The following is a 24,039-nucleotide window of genomic DNA, read 5'->3' as shown; positions in this document are numbered from 1 at the left end:
TTATGAATAAATTAGATATTTATAAAAATAAAAAAGTATTAATAACTGGTCATACTGGTTTTAAAGGGAGTTGGTTATCACAATGGTTGCTGCAATTACAAGCTAAAGTATATGGTTATGCATTAGAAGCACCTACAAATCCCTCATTATTCGGTCAACTAAAGTTATCAGAAGAAATGGACTGCTATTTAAATGATGTAAGAGATTTAAAAGCTTTAAAAACATGTATAGACGAGGTGAAACCAGATATTATTTTTCATTTAGCCGCTCAATCTTTAGTCAGAGACTCTTATGAAGATCCTATTAATACCATAGAAACGAATATAAATGGTACAGTAAACGTTTTGGAGGCTGTTCGTCAATTAGGTATTTCCACAACTATAGTGGTAATAACATCAGATAAATGTTATGAAAATAAGGAATGGATACATGGTTATCGCGAAAATGATGCCATGGGGGGGTATGATCCTTATTCAATGAGTAAAGGTGCTGCTGAATTGGTAGTATCTTCTTATAGACGTTCCTTTTTTAATCCAAAGGATTATAAGAAGCATGGTGTTAAATTAGCATCTGCAAGGGCAGGTAATGTAATTGGTGGGGGAGACTGGGCTAAAGATAGAATTATACCTGACTGTATGAGGGCTTTGCAAAAAGGAGAAGAAATTATTGTGAGAAATCCATATGCAACTAGACCTTGGCAACATGTTTTAGAATCTTTAGGAGGCTATTTATTTTTAGGTTGTACCTTGTTAGAAGCAAAGGATGATTTGATAGAAATATTGTGTTCAGGTTTTAATTTTGGGCCATTTACCACTTCAAATAAAAATGTAGAAAGTTTAGTAACGGCAGTCTTAGAAAATTGGCCAGGTAAATGGAAGTATAATGAATCTGAAGCGGTACATGAGGCATTTCTTCTCAATTTAAATATTGATAAAGCGGTACAAATTTTGAATTGGCAACCAGTTTGGGGGTTTGATTCAACAATAAAAAATACAGTTGATTGGTATTACCATCAACATAATAGTAATAATGCTAAAGATATTACTGTAAGCCAAATTATAAGTTATCAAAAGGATTTTTTAAATAAAATGACGAATTAATATGTTATTTAAGGAAACAAAATTAAAAGGAGTATTTTTGCTGAATTTAGAGAAAATAGAAGATGGAAGAGGTTTTTTTAGCAGATTGTGGTGTAAAAAGGAATTGGAAGAAAAGAACTTGAATGCTGATGTTGTTCAATCTAATATCTCATATAATAAAAAGAAAGGTACCTTAAGGGGATTGCATTATCAAAAGGCTCCTTATGAAGAAACGAAATATGTTCGTTGTACGAAAGGAGCAATGTACGATGTTGTAGTTGATTTAAGACCAGATTCACCTACCTATAAGCAATGGTTAGGAGTAGAGCTTAGTGAAGAAAATGCGAGTATGCTTTATGTTCCAAAGGGATGTGCTCATGGGTATTTGGCATTAGAAGACCATACTGAGGTAACGTATTTTGTTACTCAGTTTTATAAGTCGGATGCAGAAGGCGGAATTAGATATGATGATAAATCATTTAATATAGAATGGCCAATAGCCATTACGGAAATTTCAGATAAAGATAAGAATCGCCCTGATTACGAGGGGTAAATAGATATTATGGTAATAGTAGATAATGCATTAAATAAGAGAGAAAAAGAGAATAATCCTATTAGAGTAGGAGTTGTTGGATCTGGAGAAATGGCCAAGGGGCTATTAAATCAGATTGAAAAATTTACTCAAGGTATGAAAGTTGTTGCTCAGTATAATCGTTCATTAGAACGCCCACAAAGAGTATACAAGGATTTGAATCTAGATTATAAGATTGTTCAAAGTGAAAATGAATTTGAGGATTGCTTTAAAAATGGTATTACCGCAGTTACACAAAATTTAGAGTTAGTTATTCAATCTGAATTTATAGATATTATTGTTGATATGACAGGTTCAATAGAATTTTCAGCTCAACTTACATTAGATTGTATAAGTAATAAAAAAGATATTCTATCATTTAATGCAGAATTAGATGCTACATTGGGTCCAATTTTAAAATATAAAGCAGATAAAGCAGGAGTGAAATACAGTGTAGCAGAAGGTGATCAACCAGGTTGTACTATGAATTTGTTTCGCTTCGTGAAACAATTGGGTTTAATACCATTAGTTTGTGGAAATATCAAGGGTATGTTAGATGAATACAGAAATCCTGATACTCAAAAGGAATTTGCTGCATCATGGGATATGTCACCGTATATGGCTACGAATTTTGCTGATGGAACTAAAGTGAGTTTGGAGCAAGCTTGTATTGCTAATGCAACAGGTATGAAAGTTGCTAAAAGGGGGATGCTAGGTTTTAAGTCTACTGATCATATTGATAATTTAACTGGGTTGTATGATGTAGAACAATTAAAAGAACTAGGTGGAATTGTAGATTTTACTGTAGGAGCAAAGCCAGGACCTGGTGTTTTTGTTTATGCATATTCAGATGGTGATCATTTTACAGAAAAGTATTTAAAATATGGTAAATTAGGTGACGGACCATTATATAGTTTTTATATTCCTTATCACTTATTGTTTTTTGAAATACCAATTTCTATAGCTCGTATGGTAGATTTTGATGATACTATTATTGCAGCCAAAGGGGGGCCTATGGTTGATGTTATAACTATAGCAAAAACAGATTTAAAGAAAGGTGAAACATTAGATGAATTAGGTGGGTTTAAAACGTATGGAGTGTGTGAGAATCATGAAGTTTCAAAAAAAGAAAACTTGTTACCTATAGGTTTGGCTAATGGTTGTATCTTAAAAAATGAGATCAAAAAAGATGGGGTTATAAGTTATAATGATGTAATATTGCCAGAAAATAGATTGGGAGATGTTCTTAAAAAAGAACAAGACGAATTATTTAAATAAAGTAGATATACTATACATTGTCAAATTACTATTCCATACCTAACAAATTTAATCGGTTTATAATTTTATTAATAGCACTAGCTCCGGTTGTGGCTTATATTCTATTAGGGATTCTTAAGACGGATTATAATAAGAATATTACCGTTTTAATGTATTTTGGAGTAATCTTACTTTTTTTTTATGCAAAAAACGGAAAACCTATTAAATTTCCGAAATATGCGTTCTTTTATTTGCTCTTTACTATCTATACGTATATTTCCGAATTCTATTTTTTAGATAGAGATTTTAAAACCCTATACTTAGTTTCCAATCCGATGATGAGTTCACTACTCATTCTTATCATAATAGAAAATATTGAGATAAGAACAAAGTATATGAATATTATTTTGAAAAGTTCCAATATACTCTTAATTATAGCTTTTGTTGTGATTTTATTACAACAGATAATTGGTTTTGAATTTATGACTGATCCTGATTATATTGAAAAATGGGGTGGAGGAGATTTAGTTGAAGGTAGATTACCCTCGATTTATTCTTATATAAGTTCATTTGCCGTTGGTTTTGGTGCTATTCCTATATTTTTAATAATATCAGAAATTTTATTAAAATCAAAAAAAAATAACAAACTACTAATCTATATTTTAATAGGTTTACTCTACGCTTTTTTAACAAAAGCCAGGTGGATAATGCTAAATGGATTATTAATTTTTTTAGTATTGTATTTTAATCATCGTAAAAATTTAACCATATTTTATAAATATCTCATTTTAGTTCCATTAATAATGTTCTCGTCCTTAGTGTTTTTAGACGCCTATGGTTTAAAAACTATAAGTATTTTGGAAGAAAGAGTTTTGGATAAAGGGAAAGGCGGAATGACCAAGGGATCTGGAAGTACAAGATTGTTAGCTTTTGTCGCTTTTAATCAAGTGTATTGGGACAATCCTATACTTGGGAGAGGTAATGTAAAATATGGAATGGCAGGTACAGGGGAGCAAGACAATAAATTAAAAAAAGCTTTAGCTAGGAAATCATCGCAATTACATGTTGGTTATTTGTCATTATTTTATATTTATGGATTAGTTGGAGGATTATTATTTTTATTATTTCTATATTTTATTTTGAAGAAACTCTATGAGAATGCAAAAAAAACAAATTATTATGGACCCTTTGTGGCATTCTTAGGATTTGCAACGGCTAATTTAACTTTAGTAACTTTTACTTTTTTTGAAATGGGGTTGATTTTAGCTTTACTATTTGATAAGTTTTATATTAATAAATTTAATAAATCTAAAATAGATCGGTTATGAGAGAATTCCTACTGCGTTTTTTCAAAGGACATGAGCGTACAGTAAAAGCTAAGAAAAATATATTTTTTTCGTTTTTAATCAAAGGGATGAGTATGGTGGTAGGTTTTTTAATAGTCAGAATTACCCTAGACTATTTAGATAAAACAACCTATGGAATTTGGCTAACATTAACCTCTTTTCTTACTTGGTTTAGTTTTTTTGAAATAGGATTGGGCAATGGGTTGAAAAACAAATTAGCAGAAGCTCTTGCTGACAAAAATTACGAATTGGGTAAGATATATGTAAGTACCACATATGCTATTTTAGCAGTGGTAGTAGTTTTATTAGCCATTGTATTTTTTATTGGAAATGTTTTTATTGATTGGACAATAGTTTTAAATACAGATAAAAACTTGATTAACGAGTTATCAGCTGTTGCCCTTATTGTTTTTGGATTTTTCTTTTTAAGGTTCGTTATTAAATTAATCAGCACAGTATTATATGCGGATCAAAGACCTGCAATAGCGAATGCTTTTGGCCCCATAGGAAACTTATTGAGTTTAATCATTATCTATATTTTAACTAAAACAACTGAAGGAAACTTAATTTACCTATCATGGGTATATAGCGTAGTTCCCGTAATCGTTTTGATTGTTGTATCTATTTACTTTTATAAAAATGAGTATCGTAGAATTGCCCCTTCCATAAAATCAATAAAATTTCATTACGCAAAGGATTTGTTGAATCTAGGAGTAATTTTTTTTTTAATTCAAATTGCAGGATTAATTATTTATCAATCAACAAATATTATTATTGCACAATATTTTGGTCCTTCAGAAGTTACTGTATATAATATTGGCTACAAATATTTTTCAATTATGGCTATGATATTTACTATTATAGTTTCACCTTTTTGGTCTGCTTATACGGAAGCTTGGGTGAAAAATGATATGAAATGGATAAAAAATACAGTTAAAAAGTTACTATTAATTTGGGTAGGTATAAGCATAATCGGAGTTATTATGTTAATCTTTGCAGATCCATTCTATCACTTATGGATAGGAAATGAAATTATAATTCCGTTTAAGTTATCATTAGTATTGTTCATTTATTTTATGACTTTTACTTTTGGAAATGTTTATGTTACATTTCTAAATGGGATTGGAAAAATTAAATTACAAATGTATGCAGCTTTTTTTGGTGTCTCATTATTTTTATTATCGGCATTTGTTTTAATTAAATATTTTAATTTTGGTATTATTGGACTTGTAATTGCATCCATTATAAGTAATTTTTATGGTTTAATCTTGGCTCCGATACAATATTCAAAAATAGTAAATAAAAAAGCAAAGGGCATTTGGGACAAATAAAATCAATAATGAATATACTAATTTTAACTTCAAATAATCCTTATAAAAATTCAGGTATAATTGCATATAATTTGTACAAGAGTTTAAAAGAAAAGGAACATTTAGTTACGATAATTGTTGCTGAACATGAAAAACATATTGAAGAGGATATTATTAGTATTAATAGCTCATTGGATATATTAATTCACAAAATTAAAAGAAAATCAAGAAAGATTATAAAAAGTATATTTTCTTTCAAAAAAAAAGGAATAAAATTGAATAATATTTATGCGATAAATGACTATGACAATTCTAAACAAAATTATAGTACCAAAAGTATTTTAAGAAAATTAAAGACAAAACCAGATGCTATATTGTATTTATTTCCTAATAAATTTTTAAACCTCGAAAATCTGTATGAATTGAATAAAGCTACAGGAGCTCCAATTTATTGGTATTTAATGGATCCAGCTGCACTGACAGGTGGATGTCATTATTTCTGGGATTGTAATAGATATATTACAGGCTGTGGTAAATGTCCCGGAATGTATTCAAATGATGTGAATGATCAATCGGCACTAAATATAGAATTTAAGAAAAAATATATAGATAAAACGGACATTCATCTATTGGCAGGAACTGAAAGGCTGTTGAAGCAATCAAAAGAGAGTTTGCTATTTAAAAGCAAGCCTGTACATAAGCTTATGTTACCAGTTGATGATAAAGTTTTTAAACCACTGATAAATAACAATAATGTTAGAAGTCAATTCGATATACCTAATGGAATAAAAGTATTATTTTTCGGATCTACATTTATAGAAGAAATAAGGAAGGGAATGAGCTATTTAGTAAAAGCTCTAAAATTTGTTCAAGAACAAAATAAAGATTTAGAACTTATCCTTTTAATAGCAGGCAATAATATAGATAGTATTAAAGCTGAATTGCCGTTTGAATACAGATATGTCAACATGCTTAAAAATAATGAAGAGTTGGCATCGGCTTTTCAGGCTGCCGACTTTTATATATGTCCTTCAATTGAAGATGCAGGCCCTTTTATGATTAATCAATCCGTAATGAGCGGCACTCCTGTTATTTCTTTTGAAATGGGTATTGCTAATGATCTTGTAATTCCAAATAGAACTGGTTTTTTGGCGGAGCTAAAAAACACCAATGATTTGGGAAATAAAATTATAGAAGCAATGTCTTTAAACGATAAAGAATTACTTGAAATGTCAACAAATTGTAGAAATTTGGGATTAGAATTATTGAGTCAGAGCGTTTTTGTAGCTAATGTGGAAAAAATTTTTATTAACAAACAGTAAAAATATTTTATGAAATTTATCGAACTATTATGGGATAGTGAATTTTTTGGCTATAAGGTAGCAAAAATTGAAACTAGTAAGGTTAATGAGTTTCAATTGGCTGGTTTATTAAAAACCTTACGAAATAAAAATTTTGAATTGGTTTATGTGTTTTTGAAAGAAAAAATTAATAATAAAAACTTAATTGATTTTAATATAGAATTGATTGATGAGAAAGTAACATATTTTAAAAGAGTTAATGAAGCATCTTACTATGAGAAAAATATTATTGAATATGGGTTAGAGTATCCTACAGAACAAATGTTAGATTTAGCTGTTCAAAGTGGTAAATATTCTCGATTTAATTATGATAAGCGAATAGCGAAAAAAAAATTTGAAGAATTATATAAGAAATGGATAATTAATTCCGTTAATCTATCTATTGCTAAAAACACATTAGTATATAAGGTTAATGATTCCATATTAGGTATGTTAACTTTATCTGAAAAAAATGGAAAAGGTGATATTGGAATTGTTGCCGTTGATGAGGAATATAGAGGTAAAGGAATTGGTAAAACATTATTGAATGCCGCAGAAAAGTGGACTTACGATAATAATTATACTAAAATTCAGGTTGTTACACAAGGTTTTAACATTCCTGCATGTAAATTATATGAAAATAGAGGATTTTTAAAAGACAAAACTGAATTTGTCTATCATTGTTGGTTAAAAAACAAATAATCATGATACCATTTAACAAACCTTTCTTATCCGGAAAAGAAACGGAATATATTGTAGAAGCTGTGAATTCTGGTCATGTTTCTGGTAATGGACATTTTACTAAAAAATGTCATCATTTTTTCCAAGACAAATATAATTTTCATAAAGTTTTATTAACAACATCGTGTACAGATGCCTTAGAGATGTGTGCGTTGCTGTTAGATATAAAACCTGGAGATGAAGTTATAGTACCTTCTTACACTTTTGTCTCAACCGCATTAGCTTTTGTTAGACAAGGTGCAAAAGTTATTTTTGCTGATTCACGAAAAGATCATCCTAATATAGATATTGATAAAATTGAAAGTTTAATTACAGATAAAACTAAAGCAATTGTTGTTGTACACTATGCTAGTATTGCTGTAGATATGGATAAAGTTATGAAAATAGCGGATGAGCATAATATTATGGTTGTTGAAGACGCCGCACAAGCAATAAATACTTTTTATAAAGGTAGACCTTTAGGAGGTATTGGTCATTTGGGTACATATTCATTTCATGAAACTAAAAATATAATTTCTGGAGAAGGTGGGTTACTTATAATAAACGACGAAAAGTTATCTGAAAGAGCTGAGATTATTTGGGAAAAAGGAACAAATAGAGCTTCGTTTTTTAGAGGAGAGGTAAATAAATATGGTTGGGTAGATACAGGTTCTTCATTTCTTCCATCTGAAATTACAGCTGCATTTTTATATGCTCAATTAGAAAAATTGGATATGATTCAGCGAAATAGAATATATATATGGAATCAGTATTATGAGGGATTGTCTAGTTTAGCCATGCAAGGAAAAATCTATCTTCCTGTGGTACCTGAATATTCTACAAATAATGGACATATGTTTTATATAATATGTAAATCTTTAAATGAGAGAAGGGATATTATCTCTTTTTTAAAAAATAGAAAAATATTAAGTGTGTTTCATTATTTAAGTTTACATAAAAGTGAATTTTATAGAAATAAGTATGAAGGTGAAGAATTGCCAATGAGTGATTTTTATACGGATCACTTATTAAGATTACCATTTTATTTTGAATTGAAAGATGATGAAGTTAATTATGTAATTCAATCAGTTGTTGATTATTTTAAAGAAAAGACGAAATAAGGAGATTTAATATGTTATTCCTCTAATTTGTAGTAGCTGATAACATAAATAGGTGTAAAAATGAGCAAATGGAATAATTCAATATGATAATAAGATATATAACATATTCCAGTTGTAATTAATAAATAAACCAAAATGACAAAAAAAACAGCCCTAATTACGGGAGTAACAGGACAAGATGGTGCTTATTTAAGTGAATTCTTATTAAAAAAAGGATATCAAGTGCATGGTATGAAGAGAAGGTCTTCACTTTTTAATACAGATCGAATAGATCACTTATATCAAGACCCGCATGTGGATAATCGTAATTTTTTTCTACATTATGGGGATATGACGGATAGTACCAATATTACTCGTTTGATTAAAGAAATACAACCAGATGAAATTTACAATTTAGCGGCTATGAGTCATGTAGCGGTTTCTTTTGAAACTCCAGAATATACAGCTAATGCTGATGGATTGGGAACATTACGTATTCTTGATGCTGTACGTTTATTAGGTATGGAAAAGAAAACTAGAATTTACCAGGCTTCTACATCAGAATTGTATGGTAAGGTACAAGAAGTACCACAATCTGAAAAAACGCCATTTTACCCACGTTCTCCCTATGCCGTGGCTAAAATGTATGCCTATTGGATAACTGTTAATTATAGAGAGGCCTATGGGATGTACACGTGTAATGGTATTTTATTCAATCATGAATCTCCATTGAGAGGAGAAACTTTCGTAACACGAAAAATAACAAGGGCAACCTCAAGAATAGCGTTGGGGCTTCAAGATAAATTGTACTTAGGGAATTTAGATGCAAAACGAGATTGGGGTCATGCAAAAGATTATGTACGTATGATGTGGATGATTTTACAAGCTGAAAAAGCAGAAGATTGGGTAATTGCAACAGGAGTTACAACCCCAGTAAGGGAATTTGTACGTATGAGTTTTTCTGTAGTAGGCATAGAGTTAGAGTTCAAAGGAGAAGGAGTTGATGAAAAAGCGTATGTAATTGCTTGCAATAATGAAAAATATCAAATAGAATTAGGTAAAGAAGTATTAGCGGTAGATCCAAAATATTTCCGTCCAACAGAGGTCGATTTGTTAATTGGTGATCCAACAAAAGCAAATACCAAATTAGGATGGATACCTGAACATGATTTAGCTTCTTTAGTAAGTGACATGATGCAATCTGATATAAAATTGATGCAAAAAGATCAATACCTTAAAGAAGGTGGGTATTATACAAACAATTATTTTGAATAGTTAATTTAGCATTTAATGAAAAAGGATTCCAAAATATATATTGCTGGTCACAGAGGAATGGTAGGTTCAGCAATTTGGAGGTTGCTAGAAAATAATGGTTATACTAATTTAATAGCTAGAACTTCTTCAGAATTAAATTTAATTAATCAACAAGAGGTTAAAGATTTTTTTGAAAAAGAAAAACCAGAATATGTCATTTTAGCCGCAGCAAAAGTTGGTGGTATAGTTGCTAATAATACCTATAGAGCTGATTTTATTTATGAGAATATTCAAATTCAAAATAATGTAATTCATAATTCTTATAAATATAAAGTCAAAAAGTTACTTTTTTTAGGAAGTTCGTGTATTTATCCAAAAAATGCACCACAACCTTTAAAAGAGGAATATTTATTAACTTCTGAATTAGAATATACAAATGAACCATATGCGATTGCAAAAATTGCTGGAATTAAAATGTGCGAATCTTATAATATTCAATATGGAACCAATTTTATTTCTGTGATGCCGACGAATTTGTACGGTAGAAATGACAATTATGATCTTGAAAAATCACATGTATTACCTGCACTCATTAGGAAAATGCATTTGGGAAAATGTTTAGAAAATGGAGATTGGCAAGCTATTAGAAGTAATCTAACTGGATTACCAATTGAAGGGATTGATGGCAATGATACCACAACGGAAATATTGAATATTTTAAAAAAGTATGGTATTAATCATAATCAAGTAAATGGTTCAAACAATGTAAGTATTACTTTATGGGGTTCAGGCAAACCAATGCGTGAATTTTTGAATGCAGATGATATGGCCAGTGCATGTTGTTACATTATGGAGCATGTTAATTTTAAAGATGTAGAACCTCATACTAATGAAATTAAAAACACCCATATTAATATTGGTTGTGGGGTTGATCTTAGCATAATAGAATTGGCACATAAAATTAAAAATATTGTTGGTTTTAAAGGAAATTTTGACTGGAATACAAAAATGCCTGATGGCACTTCTAGAAAACTTCTTGATGTTTCAAAAATAAACAACTTAGGATGGAAATATCAAACAACTTTAGATAAGGGGATAAAATCGATATATAACAATTATATAAGCTAAAAAGCAAGCTTACATTGAATAAATCTAAATTTTTAAAGAGATAAATTGAATAAGAATAAAAGAATACTTTTTACAGGAACAAATGGATTTCCTTTTGGGTCTGCCGCTATACAACGTCAGATTCAATTAGCAAAGGCATTATTGGAAGCAGGCTATAAAGTTACTGTAATTAATAATGGCGGGAGCCATTCAAAGCATATTACTGATAGGGAAAATATGGTGGCTCAGGGTAATTTTCAAGGTGTAGATTATATTTATTGTTCTATTATACCATATCGTCCAACTAATTTTATTTTTAGAAATGTTTTAAAAAAATTGGGAAGTTTGTTAGAATTCTTTACGATATTTTATTATAAATTTTTTAAAAATGCTACACATATATTTAATAATTCCATTCATTTAAAAAAATTAAAATACTATTATTTCTTATCCAGAGTTTTAAAAATGGAGTTGATTTATGATTATGTGGAAATTATGGGGTCACTCGGAAATAGAGATAAGAAACAATTACAAGATATTAAAAATAATTTTGACACTCATTTTTTGGATTATACAGACAAAATTATTGTTATTAGTAAGTATTTAGAAAATCATGTAAATAAAATAAACCAAAATAAAAAAAAGATTAAAATTCCACCGATTATTGATTTCTCATATTTCGATACTATTGACCCTAAGTATAAGGATGTCTCGTTTTTTCTTTTTTGTGGTTCAGCTGTATATATGGATGTCATTAAATTTATTATAAATGCATTTACCAATTCGAAATCATTAGGAAACGACTACCATTTAAAATTGGTGGTAAACGGAAGTCAAGAACAATTAAATCAACTACATGCGTATATCACTCAAAAGGAATGTCAAAATAATATAGATATATTATCTAAATTGACCTATATCGATTTAATTTCGTATTATAAATCAGCAAGAGCTCTTTTGATTCCGGTAAGTAATAATTTACAAGATATGGCCAGATTCCCATTCAAAATATGTGAATATACCGCTTCTAAAAGACCTATTATTACTTCAGATTCTGGGGCAATTACAGAGTTTTTTAACGATGGTAAAAATGCTTTTATTGCAAAAACAGATAATAGCGATAGTCTTACCGATAAACTCAACTTAATTATTGAACAACCTGCACTTGCAAATACTGTAGGATTAAAAGGGCATGAATTGGGAGTAGACGTTTTTAATTATAAAACATACGCAGCTAATTTAAAGGAACTACTAACTAACTAATTAAGTTTTATGTGCGGAATAGCCGGAAAAATATTTTTTGATGAAAACAGAACAGTCTCTTTAAACGAATTAAAGAAAATGTCTGATGTTATAAAACATCGTGGCCCAGATGATGAAGGTCATTATTATAATAATAATGTTGGACTTGCCTTTCGCAGACTAAGTATTATAGACTTACATACTGGTCATCAACCTTTGTCCAATTTTGAGGGTACATTATGGATAACATTTAATGGAGAGGTTTATAATTTCAAGGAAAATCGTATTGCTTTAGAAAAAAAAGGATATAAATTTAGAACCAACACTGATACAGAGGTTATTGTTAACCTTTATCAAGAGTATGGTGAAAATTGTGTTGATCATTTACGAGGGATGTTCGCTTTTGTTATATGGGATGATCATAAAAAGCAGCTTTTCGGTGCTAGGGATCGGTTTGGAATTAAACCCTTTCATTATTATATAGATAATGAAAAATTTGTTTGGGGTTCCGAGGTTAAATCAATTGTGGCTGCTGAAAATGTTAAAAGTAGTTTACGATTAGAATCACTTGACTATTATTTCGCTTATGGTTATACTCCTAGAAATCAATCCATTTACAATGAAATACAAAAATTAGAACCTGGTTGTAGTTTTATGTTAAGACCTAATGAAAAAGAAAAACTTACCATAAAAAAATATTGGGATATTACCTACACACCTGATTATTCTAAATCAGAAGCCTATTGGAAAGAAGCGATGTATGAAGAATTAAGCAAAGCAGTCAAAATGCGTATGATAAGTGATGTGCCTTTGGGAGCTTTTTTAAGTGGTGGTGTTGACTCTAGTATCGTTGTAGCATTAATGGCTTTAAATTCGAAGCAACCGATTAAAACTTTCTCTATTGGCTTTAAGGAAGAAAAATACAATGAATTAAAATATGCTCAGCTTGTTGCCGAAAGATATAAGACGGAGCATCATGAGTTTATAGTTGAGCCAGAATCTATCGAGTTATTACCAGATTTAGTGAAAGCATATGACGAGCCATTCGCTGATAGTTCAGCCATTCCAACATATTATGTGTCAAAATATACCCGAGAACATGTAACCGTGGCTCTTTCTGGAGATGGCGGTGATGAACTATTTGCAGGATATAGTTCATACGATAAGATGATTTCTTTACATAGAAAAAAATATTATCCCAAATTATTTTTCTCATTGCTCAATAAAATGATTCCAGATCATATTTATGGGAAAGGAATGTCCTATTATTTATCTAAAGATAAAAATAATATTAATGCTTATTTTAATTTATGGAAAGATTATGAAAGAGAGGATTTATTACTGCCTGATATTCAGTCGAGATTGGCAAAGAATTATTCCGAAAATCTAAAAATCAATTTAATAAAAACTTCAAATGCCAATTTTTTAACAAGAATGCAGCAATTAGATATGAAAACTTATATGGTTGATGATATTTTAACTAAAGTTGACCGAGCTTCGATGATGAATTCCCTGGAAGCTAGAGTACCACTCTTAGACCATAAATTTGCCGAATTGAGTTTTACCATCCCATCTGAATTAAAATTAAAAGCGGGAGTTAAAAAATATATATTGAAAGAAACCTTTTCTAAAATATTACCACCTGAAATTATTTCACATAAAAAACAAGGCTTTGCAATTCCTTTAGATACTTGGTTTAAAGGGGATTTAAAACATTATGCTAATGACACATTAAGGAGTAGTGAAAAACTGTACAATTATTTAGGGAAACCCGTTGTTGAGAAAATTTTAAACAATCATCAAAAGGGAATTAGAGATTACAGCCAAAAAATTTGGTCTTTATTGTTCTTGGATGAATGGTTAAAACAAAATAATATATAATTGATGTTTTTTATTGAATATCTTTGATTATTAAACTTATATGGATTACAAATGAAAATATTGTTCATCATAGAATCTTTAAGCTCAGGTGGAAAAGAGAGACGATTAGTTTCTTTAATTAAAGTGCTATCGAAAAGAGATAATTTTAATTGTGAGCTACTCTTATTGTCTGATAAAATTCACTTTACCGAAATTGCTGATATAGATGTGAATATTAGTTACTTAAAAAGAAATATAAAGAAAGATATTAAGATTTTATCAAAATTTAATAATTTATTAAAAGTTATTAAACCAGATATAGTTCATTGTTGGGACAATATCGCAGCGTTTCATTTTGCACCTATTTGTAAATTTAAAGGCATTCCTTTTATAAACTCGATGATTACCACAGCCCCTCCAAAACTGTCAAAATTATCAAAAAGATATTTTTTTAATGCTGTTAGTTACCCTTTTAGTGATGTTATTCTAACCAATTCCAAGGCGGGCTTAGGCTCATATAGTGTGCCACAAAATAAAGGAAAAGTTATTTATAATGGATTTGACTTAGATCGTATTGATGTCAATCAAAAGCCAGAAATGATTAGACAAAAATTACAAATTCGTAATAAAAAAGTTGTAGGTATGGTAGCTTCCTTTACCGAAAAGAAAGATTATCAAACATTTTTTACTGCTGGTGAAATCGTCTTAGAAAAATTTAAAGATGTTATATTTATCGCAATAGGGGATGGCCCTAATTTAAAAGTTCTCAAAAAAAGTATCAAACCTATTAATAATGAATCCTTTCTATTTCTTGGAAGACAACAAGATGTAGAATCAATCGTTAATATATTTGATATTGGAGTTTTGGCTACATTTACTGAAGGTATTTCTAACGCAATTATGGAGTATATGGTTTTTGAAAAACCGGTAATTGCAACAGGTGGTGGCGGGACTAAAGAATTGGTTATAAACAATGAAACAGGTTACCATATAGATGCACAAAACCCTGTGTTATTAGCGGAAAAAATTTTATTTCTTTTAAATAATCCAGAATTGGCCAAAAGTTTTGGAGAAAAAGGAGCGGAAAGAATTAAGTCTATATTTTCTATAGAAAATATGGTAAATGAGACCATTGCAATGTATAGGGAGTTCAGTAGTAATTAAAAAATTAAATCTTGAAGTATATATTTGAAAATAATTATAAAAAAATTGATCATAACTCATGGTTGGATTTGGTAAAAGAATCTGACGTTGGTTCTGTTTTTCAATTTCCTGAAATGTATCTTTTTTGGGAAAAACAAAAGGAATGTACTCCATTTGTTTACGCAATAAAATCAACCGAAAATAAATTTCTTGCTATATGTCTAATTGTTGTCCAATATAATGGAACTCGATTAAAAAAATATTTTTCTAAAAGAGCTATTATATATGGTGGTCCTGTATTGTCAAATGACTGTAATCGACAAGAAGTTTTTAAAGAGCTTATCGTAGGGTTAAACAAAAACTTAAAATCTAAATCAATTTATGCTGAATTTCGTAACTCTCATGATTTTAGTGATTATGACAAACTATTTCAAGAGAATAAATTTGAATATTTAGCCTATCAAAATTTTAAAATATCGTTAACCGATGAAGAAGCTATATTTGCAAATCTAACTTCTGAAAAAAGAAGGCAGATAAGAAGAAGTTTAAGAGAAGGTGTAGAGATTTCATATGAAAATAATTATAATAATATAGAAGGTGTTTATAAAATAATAAAAAGTATTTACGCAGAAAGAGTTAAAAAACCTTTACCCAAATTATCATTTTTTAACGATTTGGCCAATCAAGATTTCGGAAATGTAGTAGCTTTGTTGTATCAAGGGAAAGTTATAGGAGGCGGTTTTTTAGTATATGATGACAAATGTGTTTACGATTGGTACAGAGGAGGTATGGATCGAGATTATAAACATCAATACCCAAGTACATTGGCAGCTTGGGCTGTAATAAAATTTGGAATAGAAAAAAAGCTAAAAGAATTTGACTTTATGGGAGCTGGTCTAAAAGATGAAGAATATGGGGTTAGAAATTTTAAAGCTCAATACGGAGGAGAACTTGTGGAACATGGAAGATATCAAAGGGTATTTAGACCAATAATGTTTAAAACAGCTAAACTCGGTTTGAAATTATTAAAAAGATAAAAACAATTAGTATCAAAAAGAAGAAAATATCGGTTTTAATAGTAGCTAGCGGTAATGCTAATGTAATCAGTCCGTTTGTTAAAGATCAAACAGAAGCTCTAGAAAGGTACGGTGTTACCATTAATTTTTTTCAAATTAATGGTAACGGTTTAATGGGGTATTTTAGCAATTATTTTCGGTTAAGAAAAATGATTTCAATAATTAAACCTGATATGGTTCACGCTCATTATGGTTTAAGCGGATTATTAAGTGTATTACAAAGAAAAGTACCAACCGTTATAACTTTTCATGGTTCTGATTTAAATGATAAAAAAGTAAGACCTTTCTCTTTATTAGCTCATAGATGGTCTAAGAAATCAATTTTTGTTTCGAAAAAATTAGCCGACATTGCAAAGTATAAAAATGAATCAGTGATTCCGTGTGGTGTCGATTTTAGTATTTTTTATCCGATAGATAAATTGGTAGCAAGAAAAAAACTAAATTTAGATTTACAAAAAAAATATATTTTATTTTCATCTGCTTTTAATAATCAAGTAAAAAATTTTCCATTGGCAAAAAAAGCAATAGAAAAGATTAAAGATAATAATATTGAAGTATTAGAATTAAAAGGTTTTGACCGGCAACAAGTTGCTTTACTAATGAATGCCGTTGACCTTGCTTTGTTGACATCTTTTACTGAAGGATCACCACAATTTGTTAAGGAGGCGATGGCTAGTAACTTACCAGTAGTTTCGGTAGATGTAGGTGATGTGAAAAATGTTATTAGGGGTACAAAGCATTGTTATATTACTTCATATAATGTTGAGGAAATTTCGAGTAAAATTAAAGTAATATTAAAAGATTCGGCAAAAACTGATGGTAGAGAAAAGATATTACATTTTAACAATGAAACAATAGCTAATCAACTTATTGAGCTATATAAAACTATAATAAAGTGAGAATACTAATTGATATAGGTCATCCAGCTCATGTGCATTTGTTTAAAAATTTTACAATTGAAATGCAAAAGCAAGGCCACATAGTTTTGTTTACATGTAGAGAAAAGGAATTTGAGATTGAATTATTAAAAGCAAATGGCTTTAAATATGTCTCTTTCGGTAAAAAATATAAATCAATAGCTGGTAAAATTTTTGGTTTGTTAGTTTTTGATTTAAAGATGTTAAAAACTGCTATAAAGTTTAAGCCTGATATTTTCTTAAGCGTCGGATCTATGTATGCGGCTCAAGTGGCTTTTATGTTAAGAAAACCTCATTTCACATTTGAAGATACTGGAAATCTTGAACAAATAAGGTTATATCTTCCCTTTACTAAAATGGTATTTACACCTGATGTATTAAAGAGAGATTTGGGTGAAAAACAATTAAGATATCCATCATATCATGAATTAGCTTATTTGAGTCCGAATTATTTTTCCCCAGACAATTCTATTTATAAATTCTTAGGTATAGAGTCAAAAGATAGTTATGTTATTATTAGGTTTGTTTCATGGAATGCAACACATGATGTGGGACAAAATGGAATAAATGATAAAGATAAAAATGATATTATTTCCTTTTTAGCGACAAAATATAAAGTATTTATTTCATCTGAATCTGAGTTGCCTGTAGAATTAAAAAAATACAAAATAAAAATTCCACCTGAGCACATTCATCATGCATTATATTATGCCGATTTGGTGATAAGTGAGGGTGCTACAATGGCATCAGAAGCAGGTGTTTTGGGTACGACAGCTATTTATGTAAATTCTATTGAAGCATGTAATAATCGAGATCAGGAAAAGTATGAATTGGTCTACAATTTTAAATCGGGACAAGGAGTACTAGATAAGGTTAAGGAAATTGTAAAGGAAAATTTAGGAAAAGAAGAATTAAACAATCGTAAAGAAATAATGCTTTCAAATAAAATTGATGTAACAGATTTTTTACTTTGGTTTGTAAAAAATTATCCTGAAAGTTATTTAGAACTAAAGAAAAATCCAAAATATCAATTCAATTTTAAAATAAATAATGGACTTCACAGTAAGAAAATATAAAGAATTACTTCAAGCATTAATTAAGAAGGGGTATACATTTCAAACTTTTGAAGAGTTTATTAAATCTCCATCAGTAAAGAGCATAGTACTCAGACATGATGTAGATCTCTTACCTCATAATTCTTTAAAGTTTGCTGAAATACAGGCCGAAAATGGGGTCAAAGGAGTATATTATTTCAGAGCTGTACCAGAAAGTTGGGACGAAAGTGTTATAAAGAAGATAGCTGATTTAGGTCATGAAATTGGATATCATTATGAGTGTTTAACTACTTGTAAAGGTGATATGAAAAAAGGGATGTCTGATTTTGAAAAAAATCTTGCAGACTTAAGAAAGTTAGCACCTGTCTCAACAATTTGCATGCATGGTAGCCCAGCCTCTAAATATGATTCAAAAGACCTTTGGAAAGAGAATAATTATCGTGATTATGAGATAATTGGTGAGCCTTATTTCGATGTTGATTTCAAAGATGTTTTTTATATGACTGATACTGGTCGGATGTGGGATGGTCATAAAGTCAGTGTCAGAGATAGAGTAAATAGCAGTTATAAAATTACTTTTCACTCAACAAATGATATTATTGAATATCTGATAAGTCATGATTTACCAAATCGTATGATGTTTACATTTCATCCTCAAAGATGGAATGATGGAATGTTAAACTGGACCAAGGAGTATATCATGCAGCATATAAAAAATATAATTAAAAAGGCTTTTTACGTAAATAGAAAGTAATATTTAAAGTTAAACATTTAATAAAGAACACTTTAAAGGAGGTTTGTTTTTTGTTTTATTTTTTAGGTCAATTAATTTTTTTTGTGTATATTTGCAGAAGCTATTAAAAAGAATACCCCTAAAAAAATGATACTTACAACTTATAAGTATGTGGTTAATGTATGCAGTGAAATATGTAATCTTGTAATGAAGAAGACATATTTGAACGTATTTCATTCTTTTTATATAGTTAATTTTTCTTTCAACTATTTTTCTTTAACTAAAATATATTATGGCATGCCTTTTGGTAAGTCAGATAGGAATCGTCCTGTTAATATTTTAAAGATTACAGTTTAATTAAAAAACTATATTGCTATGATTGAAATTTACCCAACCCAAAAACTTGAATTTAAAAAGTTTCTAGATGATTATATTCACTTAAAGAGGAATATAATTTTAAATGATTCTTTTAAGTCAGATTTGAATTTAAAGAAAGAGGATTCTTCAAAACTTCGATTATTAACAAAAAAACTTGTTAGAAATAAAAAGGCCGCAGATTTTTCTTCTTTGGAAAGAATACGAATTGTTGTTGATAGTTTAATTGATGATATTAGCGAAAAAGATGTATGTAAGAAGGAGGGTATTTCAATTAAAGTTTTCTCAGAATGGAAAAGTGAGTTTTTAGAAGCTTTTAATAAATATTCAGAAATTGAAACACTTCAAAAGGCGTTAAATTCTAATAACAAAGGACTAATTATTGATGAAATAGGAGAAGATGCATTTGAATTCTTCAAAGAATTTGTTAATATATCTTCTGTTAGAAATTTGATTATATCAAAAAACAAGGTTTTATCTAGTTATAGTGAATTTGATGGTGTTGAGAATATTGTGTTACTTGATAGAGTTAATAATTTCAGATTGATAAATAAACAATTTGAAGAAGTAAATAGTAAATTACCACTTAATGGTATTTTACTAGGTAATTTTGAAACATTTGCATCTAGAGCAGAAAGGCACCCAATAAATAAGATACCTTATTTAAGTAGAATCTATTTTGGTTTTGAATTCTTATTTAAAAGAGTTTTTCCTAAAATGCCTGTTCTAAAGAAGCTTTACTTTTTTACAACCAAAGGTAAAAACAGGTTGCTCTCTAAGGCTGAAGCTCTAGGAAGGTTGGTATCATGTGGGTTTGATATAATAGATGTCAAAGTAATAGACGGCATTCATTATTTTGCAGCAAAAAAAATTAAGGAACCGGTTTATGACATGAACCCTAGTTATGGTCCTTTATTTAAAATGAGACGTGTTGGTAAAAATGGTAAAATAATTGGTGTATATAAGTTAAGAACAATGCACCCTTATTCTGAATACTTACAAGATTATGTTTTAAAACAAAATGGATATGCTGAAACAGGGAAACCTGCTGATGATTTTAGATTAGTTCCTTGGGGTAAGGTATTACGTCGTTATTGGATTGATGAATTACCACAATTAATAAATGTTTTTAAAGGAGATTTAAAGCTTGTTGGAGCGAGACCAGTTTCTCAGCGTTACTTTCAAGATATTCCTGAGGACTTGCAAAAATTGCGTTTGGCTCAAAAACCTGGTTGTGTTCCTCCTTATGTGGCTTTAGATAGAAAAGGTGCAGTAGAGAGTGTGTTACAATCTGAAAAAGAATATCTTGAAGAAAAATTAAGAAATCCATATACTACAGATACAAAGTATTTCTTTAAAGCAATGTATAACATTATATTTAAAAATAAAAGAAGTGCTTAACGGTAATTAATAATATAGCAATAATAAAAACCATCTTATTTTAAGATGGTTTTTTTATGAGTTTATTTATTATTGTAAATTAGATTTACAGAGAAATCAAGATAGCTATCAATAGTAATGGCACAATTTAATCAAGATGCTTTATTAATGCCTGTTTTAATTGTAAGTTAGGCATGGTAATATAAAACATCTATTTAATTGACGCAGGAACCATCTTTCCACTACAATCACCAAACCCAATTCTAACCGTATTATTTTCACAATACCCTCTCAAAATAACGGTATCGTTATCATTGATAAATTTGCGTTCAGAGCCGTCATTTAAAGTAATAGGATTTTTTCCAGCCCAAGTCAATTCAAGCATAGAACCATAACTTTCTTTTGTTGGACCAGATATAGTACCTGAGCCCATCATGTCACCAGCTCTAACATTACAACCATTACTAGTATGATGTGTTAATTGTTGAGCCATGGTCCAATACATGTATTTAAAGTTCGATTCAGTAACTTTGGTTTCATCTCCATTTTCGGGTAATAATGAAGCTTGCAATTTTATATCTAAACTTCTATTGCCCGATTGTTGTAAATAGGGTAGTGGTGTAGGGTTTTGTTCAGGACTAGCGGTTCTAAAGGGCTCTAAGGCATCTAAAGTGAGGATCCAAGGTGAAATGGTTGAAGCAAAACTTTTCCCTAAAAAAGGGCCCAGCGGAGCGTATTCCCAGCCTTGTATGTCTCTAGCACTCCAATCATTAAATAAGACTAATCCAAAAATATAATCTTCAGCTTCTTCAAGTTTTATAGTTTCACCTAATTTATTAACATCTGTAGTAATAAAAGCCATTTCCAATTCAAAATCAACCAATTTTGAAGGACCAAAAATTGGGTTGTCGGCACCTTTAGGTTTTGTTTGTCCGTTGGGTCTTTTTATTGGTGTTCCTGATGGAATAATAGAGGAACTTCTACCGTGATAACCAATAGGAATATGCAACCAGTTGGGCATCAATGCATTTTCAGGATCTCTAAAAATACTTCCTACATTGGTAGCATGTTCTTTACTTGCATAAAAATCAGTATAATCACCTATAGTTACTGGTAATTGCATTTCAACTTCTTCCATTGTAAAGATAATACGATCTTTATGTTCTTCATTGTCTTTTAAAATAGAATTGTTACTATCAAAAATTTCAGCAATTCTATTTCTTACCAATCTCCACGTTATTCTACCATCAGCTATAAAATCGTTTAAAGTGTCTTGTAAGAAAATATCATCTGTTAATGGAATTTCACTAAAATAGCCTAATTGATGCAATGCTCCTAAATCAATGGCGTAGTTGCCAATCCTTGTCCCTATTGTTATAATATCATCTCTTGTTAAAAAAACACCAAAAGGGATATTTTGTATTGGGAAATCAGAATCCTTTTCAACATTCAACCAAGACTTTCTATTCGGATCATTTGCTTTTATTACCATCTTTTAATTGTATAAAATTTTATTCAAATATATAAGTTTATATGTTTTTGCAAAATGAAATTAGTATTTTTGGCATCACTTTAACATAGAACTGATTTGAACTTTTTAAATCGATTTGAAAATTAGCAATTTTATGGCAATTTGGAGACTTTTTTAATACATAGTTGAAAAACTTAAAATTTAAAAAGTTTATAAGGGTTTTAAAAGAATATTATTCCAATCATTTGAAAGTTTTAAATAGGTTTTTTTATAAAACAATTACAATGCAACGTGATCAAGAAATTTTTGATTTAATAGAAGAAGAAAAACAGCGACAACTCAATGGACTTGAATTGATTGCTTCAGAAAATTTTGTAAGTGAACAGGTAATGGAAGCTGCAGGTTCTGTATTAACAAATAAATATGCCGAAGGATATCCTGGTAAACGTTATTACGGAGGATGTGAAGTCGTAGATGTTGTTGAACAAATAGCTATTGATAGAGCTAAGGCTTTATTTGGAGCTGCATATGTAAATGTGCAGCCACACTCAGGTTCTCAAGCAAATTCAGCAGTGTTTTTCGCATTATTAAAACCAGGAGATAAAATTTTAGGTTTTGATTTGTCTCATGGTGGACATTTAACACATGGTTCACCAGTAAATTTTTCAGGTGTTCTTTATGAAACCTCTTTTTATGGCGTTGATAAAGAAACAGGGATTTTAAATTATAATAAAATTCAAGAAACTGCTAATAAGGAAAGACCAAAGTTAATTATTGCAGGAGCTTCTGCTTATTCTAGAGATATAGATTTTAAAAAATTTAGAGAAATTGCGGATAGTGTTGGTGCTTTATTAGTTGCAGATATATCACACCCTGCTGGATTAATAGCAAAAGGTATTTTAAATGACCCTTTGCCACATTGTCACGTTGTTACTACAACTACACATAAAACATTGCGTGGTCCAAGAGGAGGAATGATTATGATGGGTAAAGATTTTGAAAACCCTTGGGGAGTTACATTAAAAAGTGGTAAGCCAAAGATGATGTCTTCTTATTTAAATTCTGCTGTATTTCCTGGAAATCAAGGTGGACCATTAGAACATATTATTGCCGCTAAGGCGATTGCTTTTGGAGAAGCATTGACTGATGAATTTTTATTTTATCAATTACAGGTAAAAAAGAATGCAGCAGCATTAGCAAAAGCGTTTGTAGCAAAAGGGTATGATTTAATTTCCGGAGGAACCGACAATCATATGATGTTGATTGACCTTCGAAATAAAAATATTACTGGAAAAGAAGCAGAAAATGCTCTCGTAAAAGCAGATATTACAGTGAATAAAAATATGGTTCCGTTTGATACACAATCACCATTTGTAACATCAGGAATTAGAATTGGAGCTGCCGCAATTACTACACGTGGACTTAAAGAAGATGATATGCCTATTATTGTTGGTTTTATTGATGAAGTAATAACTAACTATCAAAATGAAGATGCTTTAGAAGCAGTAGCAGAAAAAGTAAATGAAATGATGAGTCATAGACCCTTATTTAATTCTTAAATTGATATTTTATTATATAAAAAAGCGAGCTCATGAGCTCGCTTTTTTTATTCTTATAATTATTGTATTACCAAAATTCATCTCTTTTTAACGATGTTAAGTGAATTTTCCATTTATATAAACGCTATCTAACACTTCTCATTT

General features: G+C 29.7%; 20 protein-coding genes. 19 read left to right on the top strand and 1 reads right to left on the bottom strand.

The window, feature by feature from the left end:
- Positions 1 to 2 precede the first annotated feature (2 nt).
- From rfbG to FF125_RS11995, 18 genes are all read left to right on the top strand, one after another.
- Positions 3 to 1,100 carry a CDP-glucose 4,6-dehydratase gene (rfbG, locus tag FF125_RS12080; protein WP_138950003.1) on the top strand — a complete coding sequence of 366 codons (1,098 nt, stop codon included), beginning with the start codon at positions 3 to 5 and terminating at the stop codon, positions 1,098 to 1,100.
- Between the two features lies 1 nt (position 1,101).
- Entirely contained in the window at positions 1,102 to 1,632 is a 531-nt protein-coding gene (gene rfbC / locus FF125_RS12075) for a dTDP-4-dehydrorhamnose 3,5-epimerase (protein WP_138950002.1), read from the top strand.
- A gap of 9 nt (positions 1,633 to 1,641) precedes the next feature.
- A complete protein-coding gene (locus FF125_RS12070) occupies positions 1,642 to 2,928 on the top strand; it encodes an NAD(P)H-dependent oxidoreductase (RefSeq protein ID WP_138950001.1) in 1,287 nt (428 codons plus the stop codon).
- A 17-nt stretch (positions 2,929 to 2,945) separates the two neighbouring features.
- Positions 2,946 to 4,235: an O-antigen ligase family protein gene (locus tag FF125_RS12065; protein ID WP_138950000.1), complete on the top strand. Its 1,290-nt coding sequence runs from the start codon at positions 2,946 to 2,948 to the stop codon at positions 4,233 to 4,235.
- Positions 4,232 to 5,584 carry a lipopolysaccharide biosynthesis protein gene (locus tag FF125_RS12060; protein WP_138949999.1) on the top strand — a complete coding sequence of 451 codons (1,353 nt, stop codon included), beginning with the start codon at positions 4,232 to 4,234 and terminating at the stop codon, positions 5,582 to 5,584. The genes FF125_RS12065 and FF125_RS12060 overlap by 4 nt, the downstream gene beginning before the upstream one ends.
- 8 nt (positions 5,585 to 5,592) lie before the next feature.
- A complete protein-coding gene (locus FF125_RS12055) occupies positions 5,593 to 6,885 on the top strand; it encodes a glycosyltransferase (protein ID WP_138949998.1) in 1,293 nt (430 codons plus the stop codon).
- 9 nt (positions 6,886 to 6,894) lie between these two features.
- Positions 6,895 to 7,605, top strand: coding sequence for a GNAT family N-acetyltransferase (locus tag FF125_RS12050; RefSeq protein ID WP_138949997.1), 711 nt, complete (start codon positions 6,895 to 6,897; stop codon positions 7,603 to 7,605).
- A gap of 2 nt (positions 7,606 to 7,607) precedes the next feature.
- Positions 7,608 to 8,744, top strand: coding sequence for a dTDP-4-amino-4,6-dideoxygalactose transaminase (gene rffA / locus FF125_RS12045; RefSeq protein ID WP_138949996.1), 1,137 nt, complete (start codon positions 7,608 to 7,610; stop codon positions 8,742 to 8,744).
- A gap of 135 nt (positions 8,745 to 8,879) precedes the next feature.
- A complete protein-coding gene (gene gmd, locus FF125_RS12040; protein WP_138949995.1) occupies positions 8,880 to 9,998 on the top strand; it encodes a GDP-mannose 4,6-dehydratase in 1,119 nt (372 codons plus the stop codon).
- A gap of 15 nt (positions 9,999 to 10,013) precedes the next feature.
- Positions 10,014 to 11,105 (top strand): GDP-L-fucose synthase family protein, encoded by a 1,092-nt coding sequence (locus FF125_RS12035; protein ID WP_138949994.1) that lies wholly within the window; start codon positions 10,014 to 10,016, stop codon positions 11,103 to 11,105.
- 45 nt (positions 11,106 to 11,150) lie between these two features.
- A complete protein-coding gene (locus FF125_RS12030) occupies positions 11,151 to 12,347 on the top strand; it encodes a glycosyltransferase family 4 protein (RefSeq protein ID WP_138949993.1) in 1,197 nt (398 codons plus the stop codon).
- Positions 12,348 to 12,356: 9 nt separating this feature from the next.
- Positions 12,357 to 14,207 carry an asparagine synthase (glutamine-hydrolyzing) gene (gene asnB, locus FF125_RS12025; protein WP_138949992.1) on the top strand — a complete coding sequence of 617 codons (1,851 nt, stop codon included), beginning with the start codon at positions 12,357 to 12,359 and terminating at the stop codon, positions 14,205 to 14,207.
- 51 nt (positions 14,208 to 14,258) lie between these two features.
- A complete protein-coding gene (locus tag FF125_RS12020; protein WP_138949991.1) occupies positions 14,259 to 15,350 on the top strand; it encodes a glycosyltransferase in 1,092 nt (363 codons plus the stop codon).
- An 11-nt stretch (positions 15,351 to 15,361) separates the two neighbouring features.
- The gene (locus FF125_RS12015; RefSeq protein WP_138949990.1) at positions 15,362 to 16,366 is read left to right on the top strand and encodes a lipid II:glycine glycyltransferase FemX; all 1,005 of its coding nucleotides are present in this window, start codon (positions 15,362 to 15,364) and stop codon (positions 16,364 to 16,366) included.
- Positions 16,351 to 17,304, top strand: a complete 954-nt coding sequence (locus FF125_RS12010; protein WP_317129673.1) for a glycosyltransferase — start codon at positions 16,351 to 16,353, stop codon at positions 17,302 to 17,304. Before FF125_RS12015 ends, FF125_RS12010 begins: the two co-directional genes overlap by 16 nt.
- A complete protein-coding gene (locus FF125_RS12005; RefSeq protein WP_138949988.1) occupies positions 17,301 to 18,398 on the top strand; it encodes a DUF354 domain-containing protein in 1,098 nt (365 codons plus the stop codon). The genes FF125_RS12010 and FF125_RS12005 overlap by 4 nt, the downstream gene beginning before the upstream one ends.
- Positions 18,373 to 19,131: a polysaccharide deacetylase family protein gene (locus FF125_RS12000; RefSeq protein ID WP_138949987.1), complete on the top strand. Its 759-nt coding sequence runs from the start codon at positions 18,373 to 18,375 to the stop codon at positions 19,129 to 19,131. The genes FF125_RS12005 and FF125_RS12000 overlap by 26 nt, the downstream gene beginning before the upstream one ends.
- Before the next feature lie 354 nt (positions 19,132 to 19,485).
- Entirely contained in the window at positions 19,486 to 20,886 is a 1,401-nt protein-coding gene (locus FF125_RS11995) for a sugar transferase (RefSeq protein WP_138949986.1), read from the top strand.
- Positions 20,887 to 21,076: 190 nt separating this feature from the next.
- Here FF125_RS11995 and fahA read toward each other — a convergent pair whose 3' ends face one another.
- Complete coding sequence (gene fahA / locus FF125_RS11990; protein WP_138949985.1) at positions 21,077 to 22,357, bottom strand: fumarylacetoacetase; 1,281 nt, start codon at positions 22,355 to 22,357, stop codon at positions 21,077 to 21,079.
- 263 nt (positions 22,358 to 22,620) lie between these two features.
- On the opposite strand from fahA, the gene glyA reads away from it, so the two are divergent.
- The gene (glyA, locus tag FF125_RS11985; protein ID WP_138949984.1) at positions 22,621 to 23,895 is read left to right on the top strand and encodes a serine hydroxymethyltransferase; all 1,275 of its coding nucleotides are present in this window, start codon (positions 22,621 to 22,623) and stop codon (positions 23,893 to 23,895) included.
- Positions 23,896 to 24,039: the final 144 nt, after the last annotated feature.

The organism is Aureibaculum algae (assembly GCF_006065315.1).
GTDB lineage: Bacteria > Bacteroidota > Bacteroidia > Flavobacteriales > Flavobacteriaceae > Aureibaculum > Aureibaculum algae.
Note: the sequence above shows the minus strand (reverse complement) of the source record. Positions and strands in the feature narration are given on the sequence as shown.

Excerpts from the sequence above, each read along its gene's own strand:
- rfbG (WP_138950003.1), top strand. The coding sequence starts at position 3 with ATGAATAAATTAGATATTTATAAAAATAAAAAAGTATTAATAACTGGT.
- rfbC (WP_138950002.1), top strand. The coding sequence starts at position 1,102 with ATGTTATTTAAGGAAACAAAATTAAAAGGAGTATTTTTGCTGAATTTA.
- FF125_RS12070 (WP_138950001.1), top strand. The coding sequence starts at position 1,642 with ATGGTAATAGTAGATAATGCATTAAATAAGAGAGAAAAAGAGAATAAT.
- FF125_RS12060 (WP_138949999.1), top strand. The coding sequence starts at position 4,232 with ATGAGAGAATTCCTACTGCGTTTTTTCAAAGGACATGAGCGTACAGTA.
- FF125_RS12055 (WP_138949998.1), top strand. The coding sequence starts at position 5,593 with ATGAATATACTAATTTTAACTTCAAATAATCCTTATAAAAATTCAGGT.
- FF125_RS12050 (WP_138949997.1), top strand. The coding sequence starts at position 6,895 with ATGAAATTTATCGAACTATTATGGGATAGTGAATTTTTTGGCTATAAG.
- rffA (WP_138949996.1), top strand. The coding sequence starts at position 7,608 with ATGATACCATTTAACAAACCTTTCTTATCCGGAAAAGAAACGGAATAT.
- gmd (WP_138949995.1), top strand. The coding sequence starts at position 8,880 with ATGACAAAAAAAACAGCCCTAATTACGGGAGTAACAGGACAAGATGGT.
- FF125_RS12035 (WP_138949994.1), top strand. The coding sequence starts at position 10,014 with ATGAAAAAGGATTCCAAAATATATATTGCTGGTCACAGAGGAATGGTA.
- asnB (WP_138949992.1), top strand. The coding sequence starts at position 12,357 with ATGTGCGGAATAGCCGGAAAAATATTTTTTGATGAAAACAGAACAGTC.
- FF125_RS12020 (WP_138949991.1), top strand. The coding sequence starts at position 14,259 with ATGAAAATATTGTTCATCATAGAATCTTTAAGCTCAGGTGGAAAAGAG.
- FF125_RS12000 (WP_138949987.1), top strand. The coding sequence starts at position 18,373 with ATGGACTTCACAGTAAGAAAATATAAAGAATTACTTCAAGCATTAATT.
- FF125_RS11995 (WP_138949986.1), top strand. The coding sequence starts at position 19,486 with ATGATTGAAATTTACCCAACCCAAAAACTTGAATTTAAAAAGTTTCTA.
- fahA (WP_138949985.1), bottom strand. The coding sequence starts at position 22,357 with ATGGTAATAAAAGCAAATGATCCGAATAGAAAGTCTTGGTTGAATGTT.
- glyA (WP_138949984.1), top strand. The coding sequence starts at position 22,621 with ATGCAACGTGATCAAGAAATTTTTGATTTAATAGAAGAAGAAAAACAG.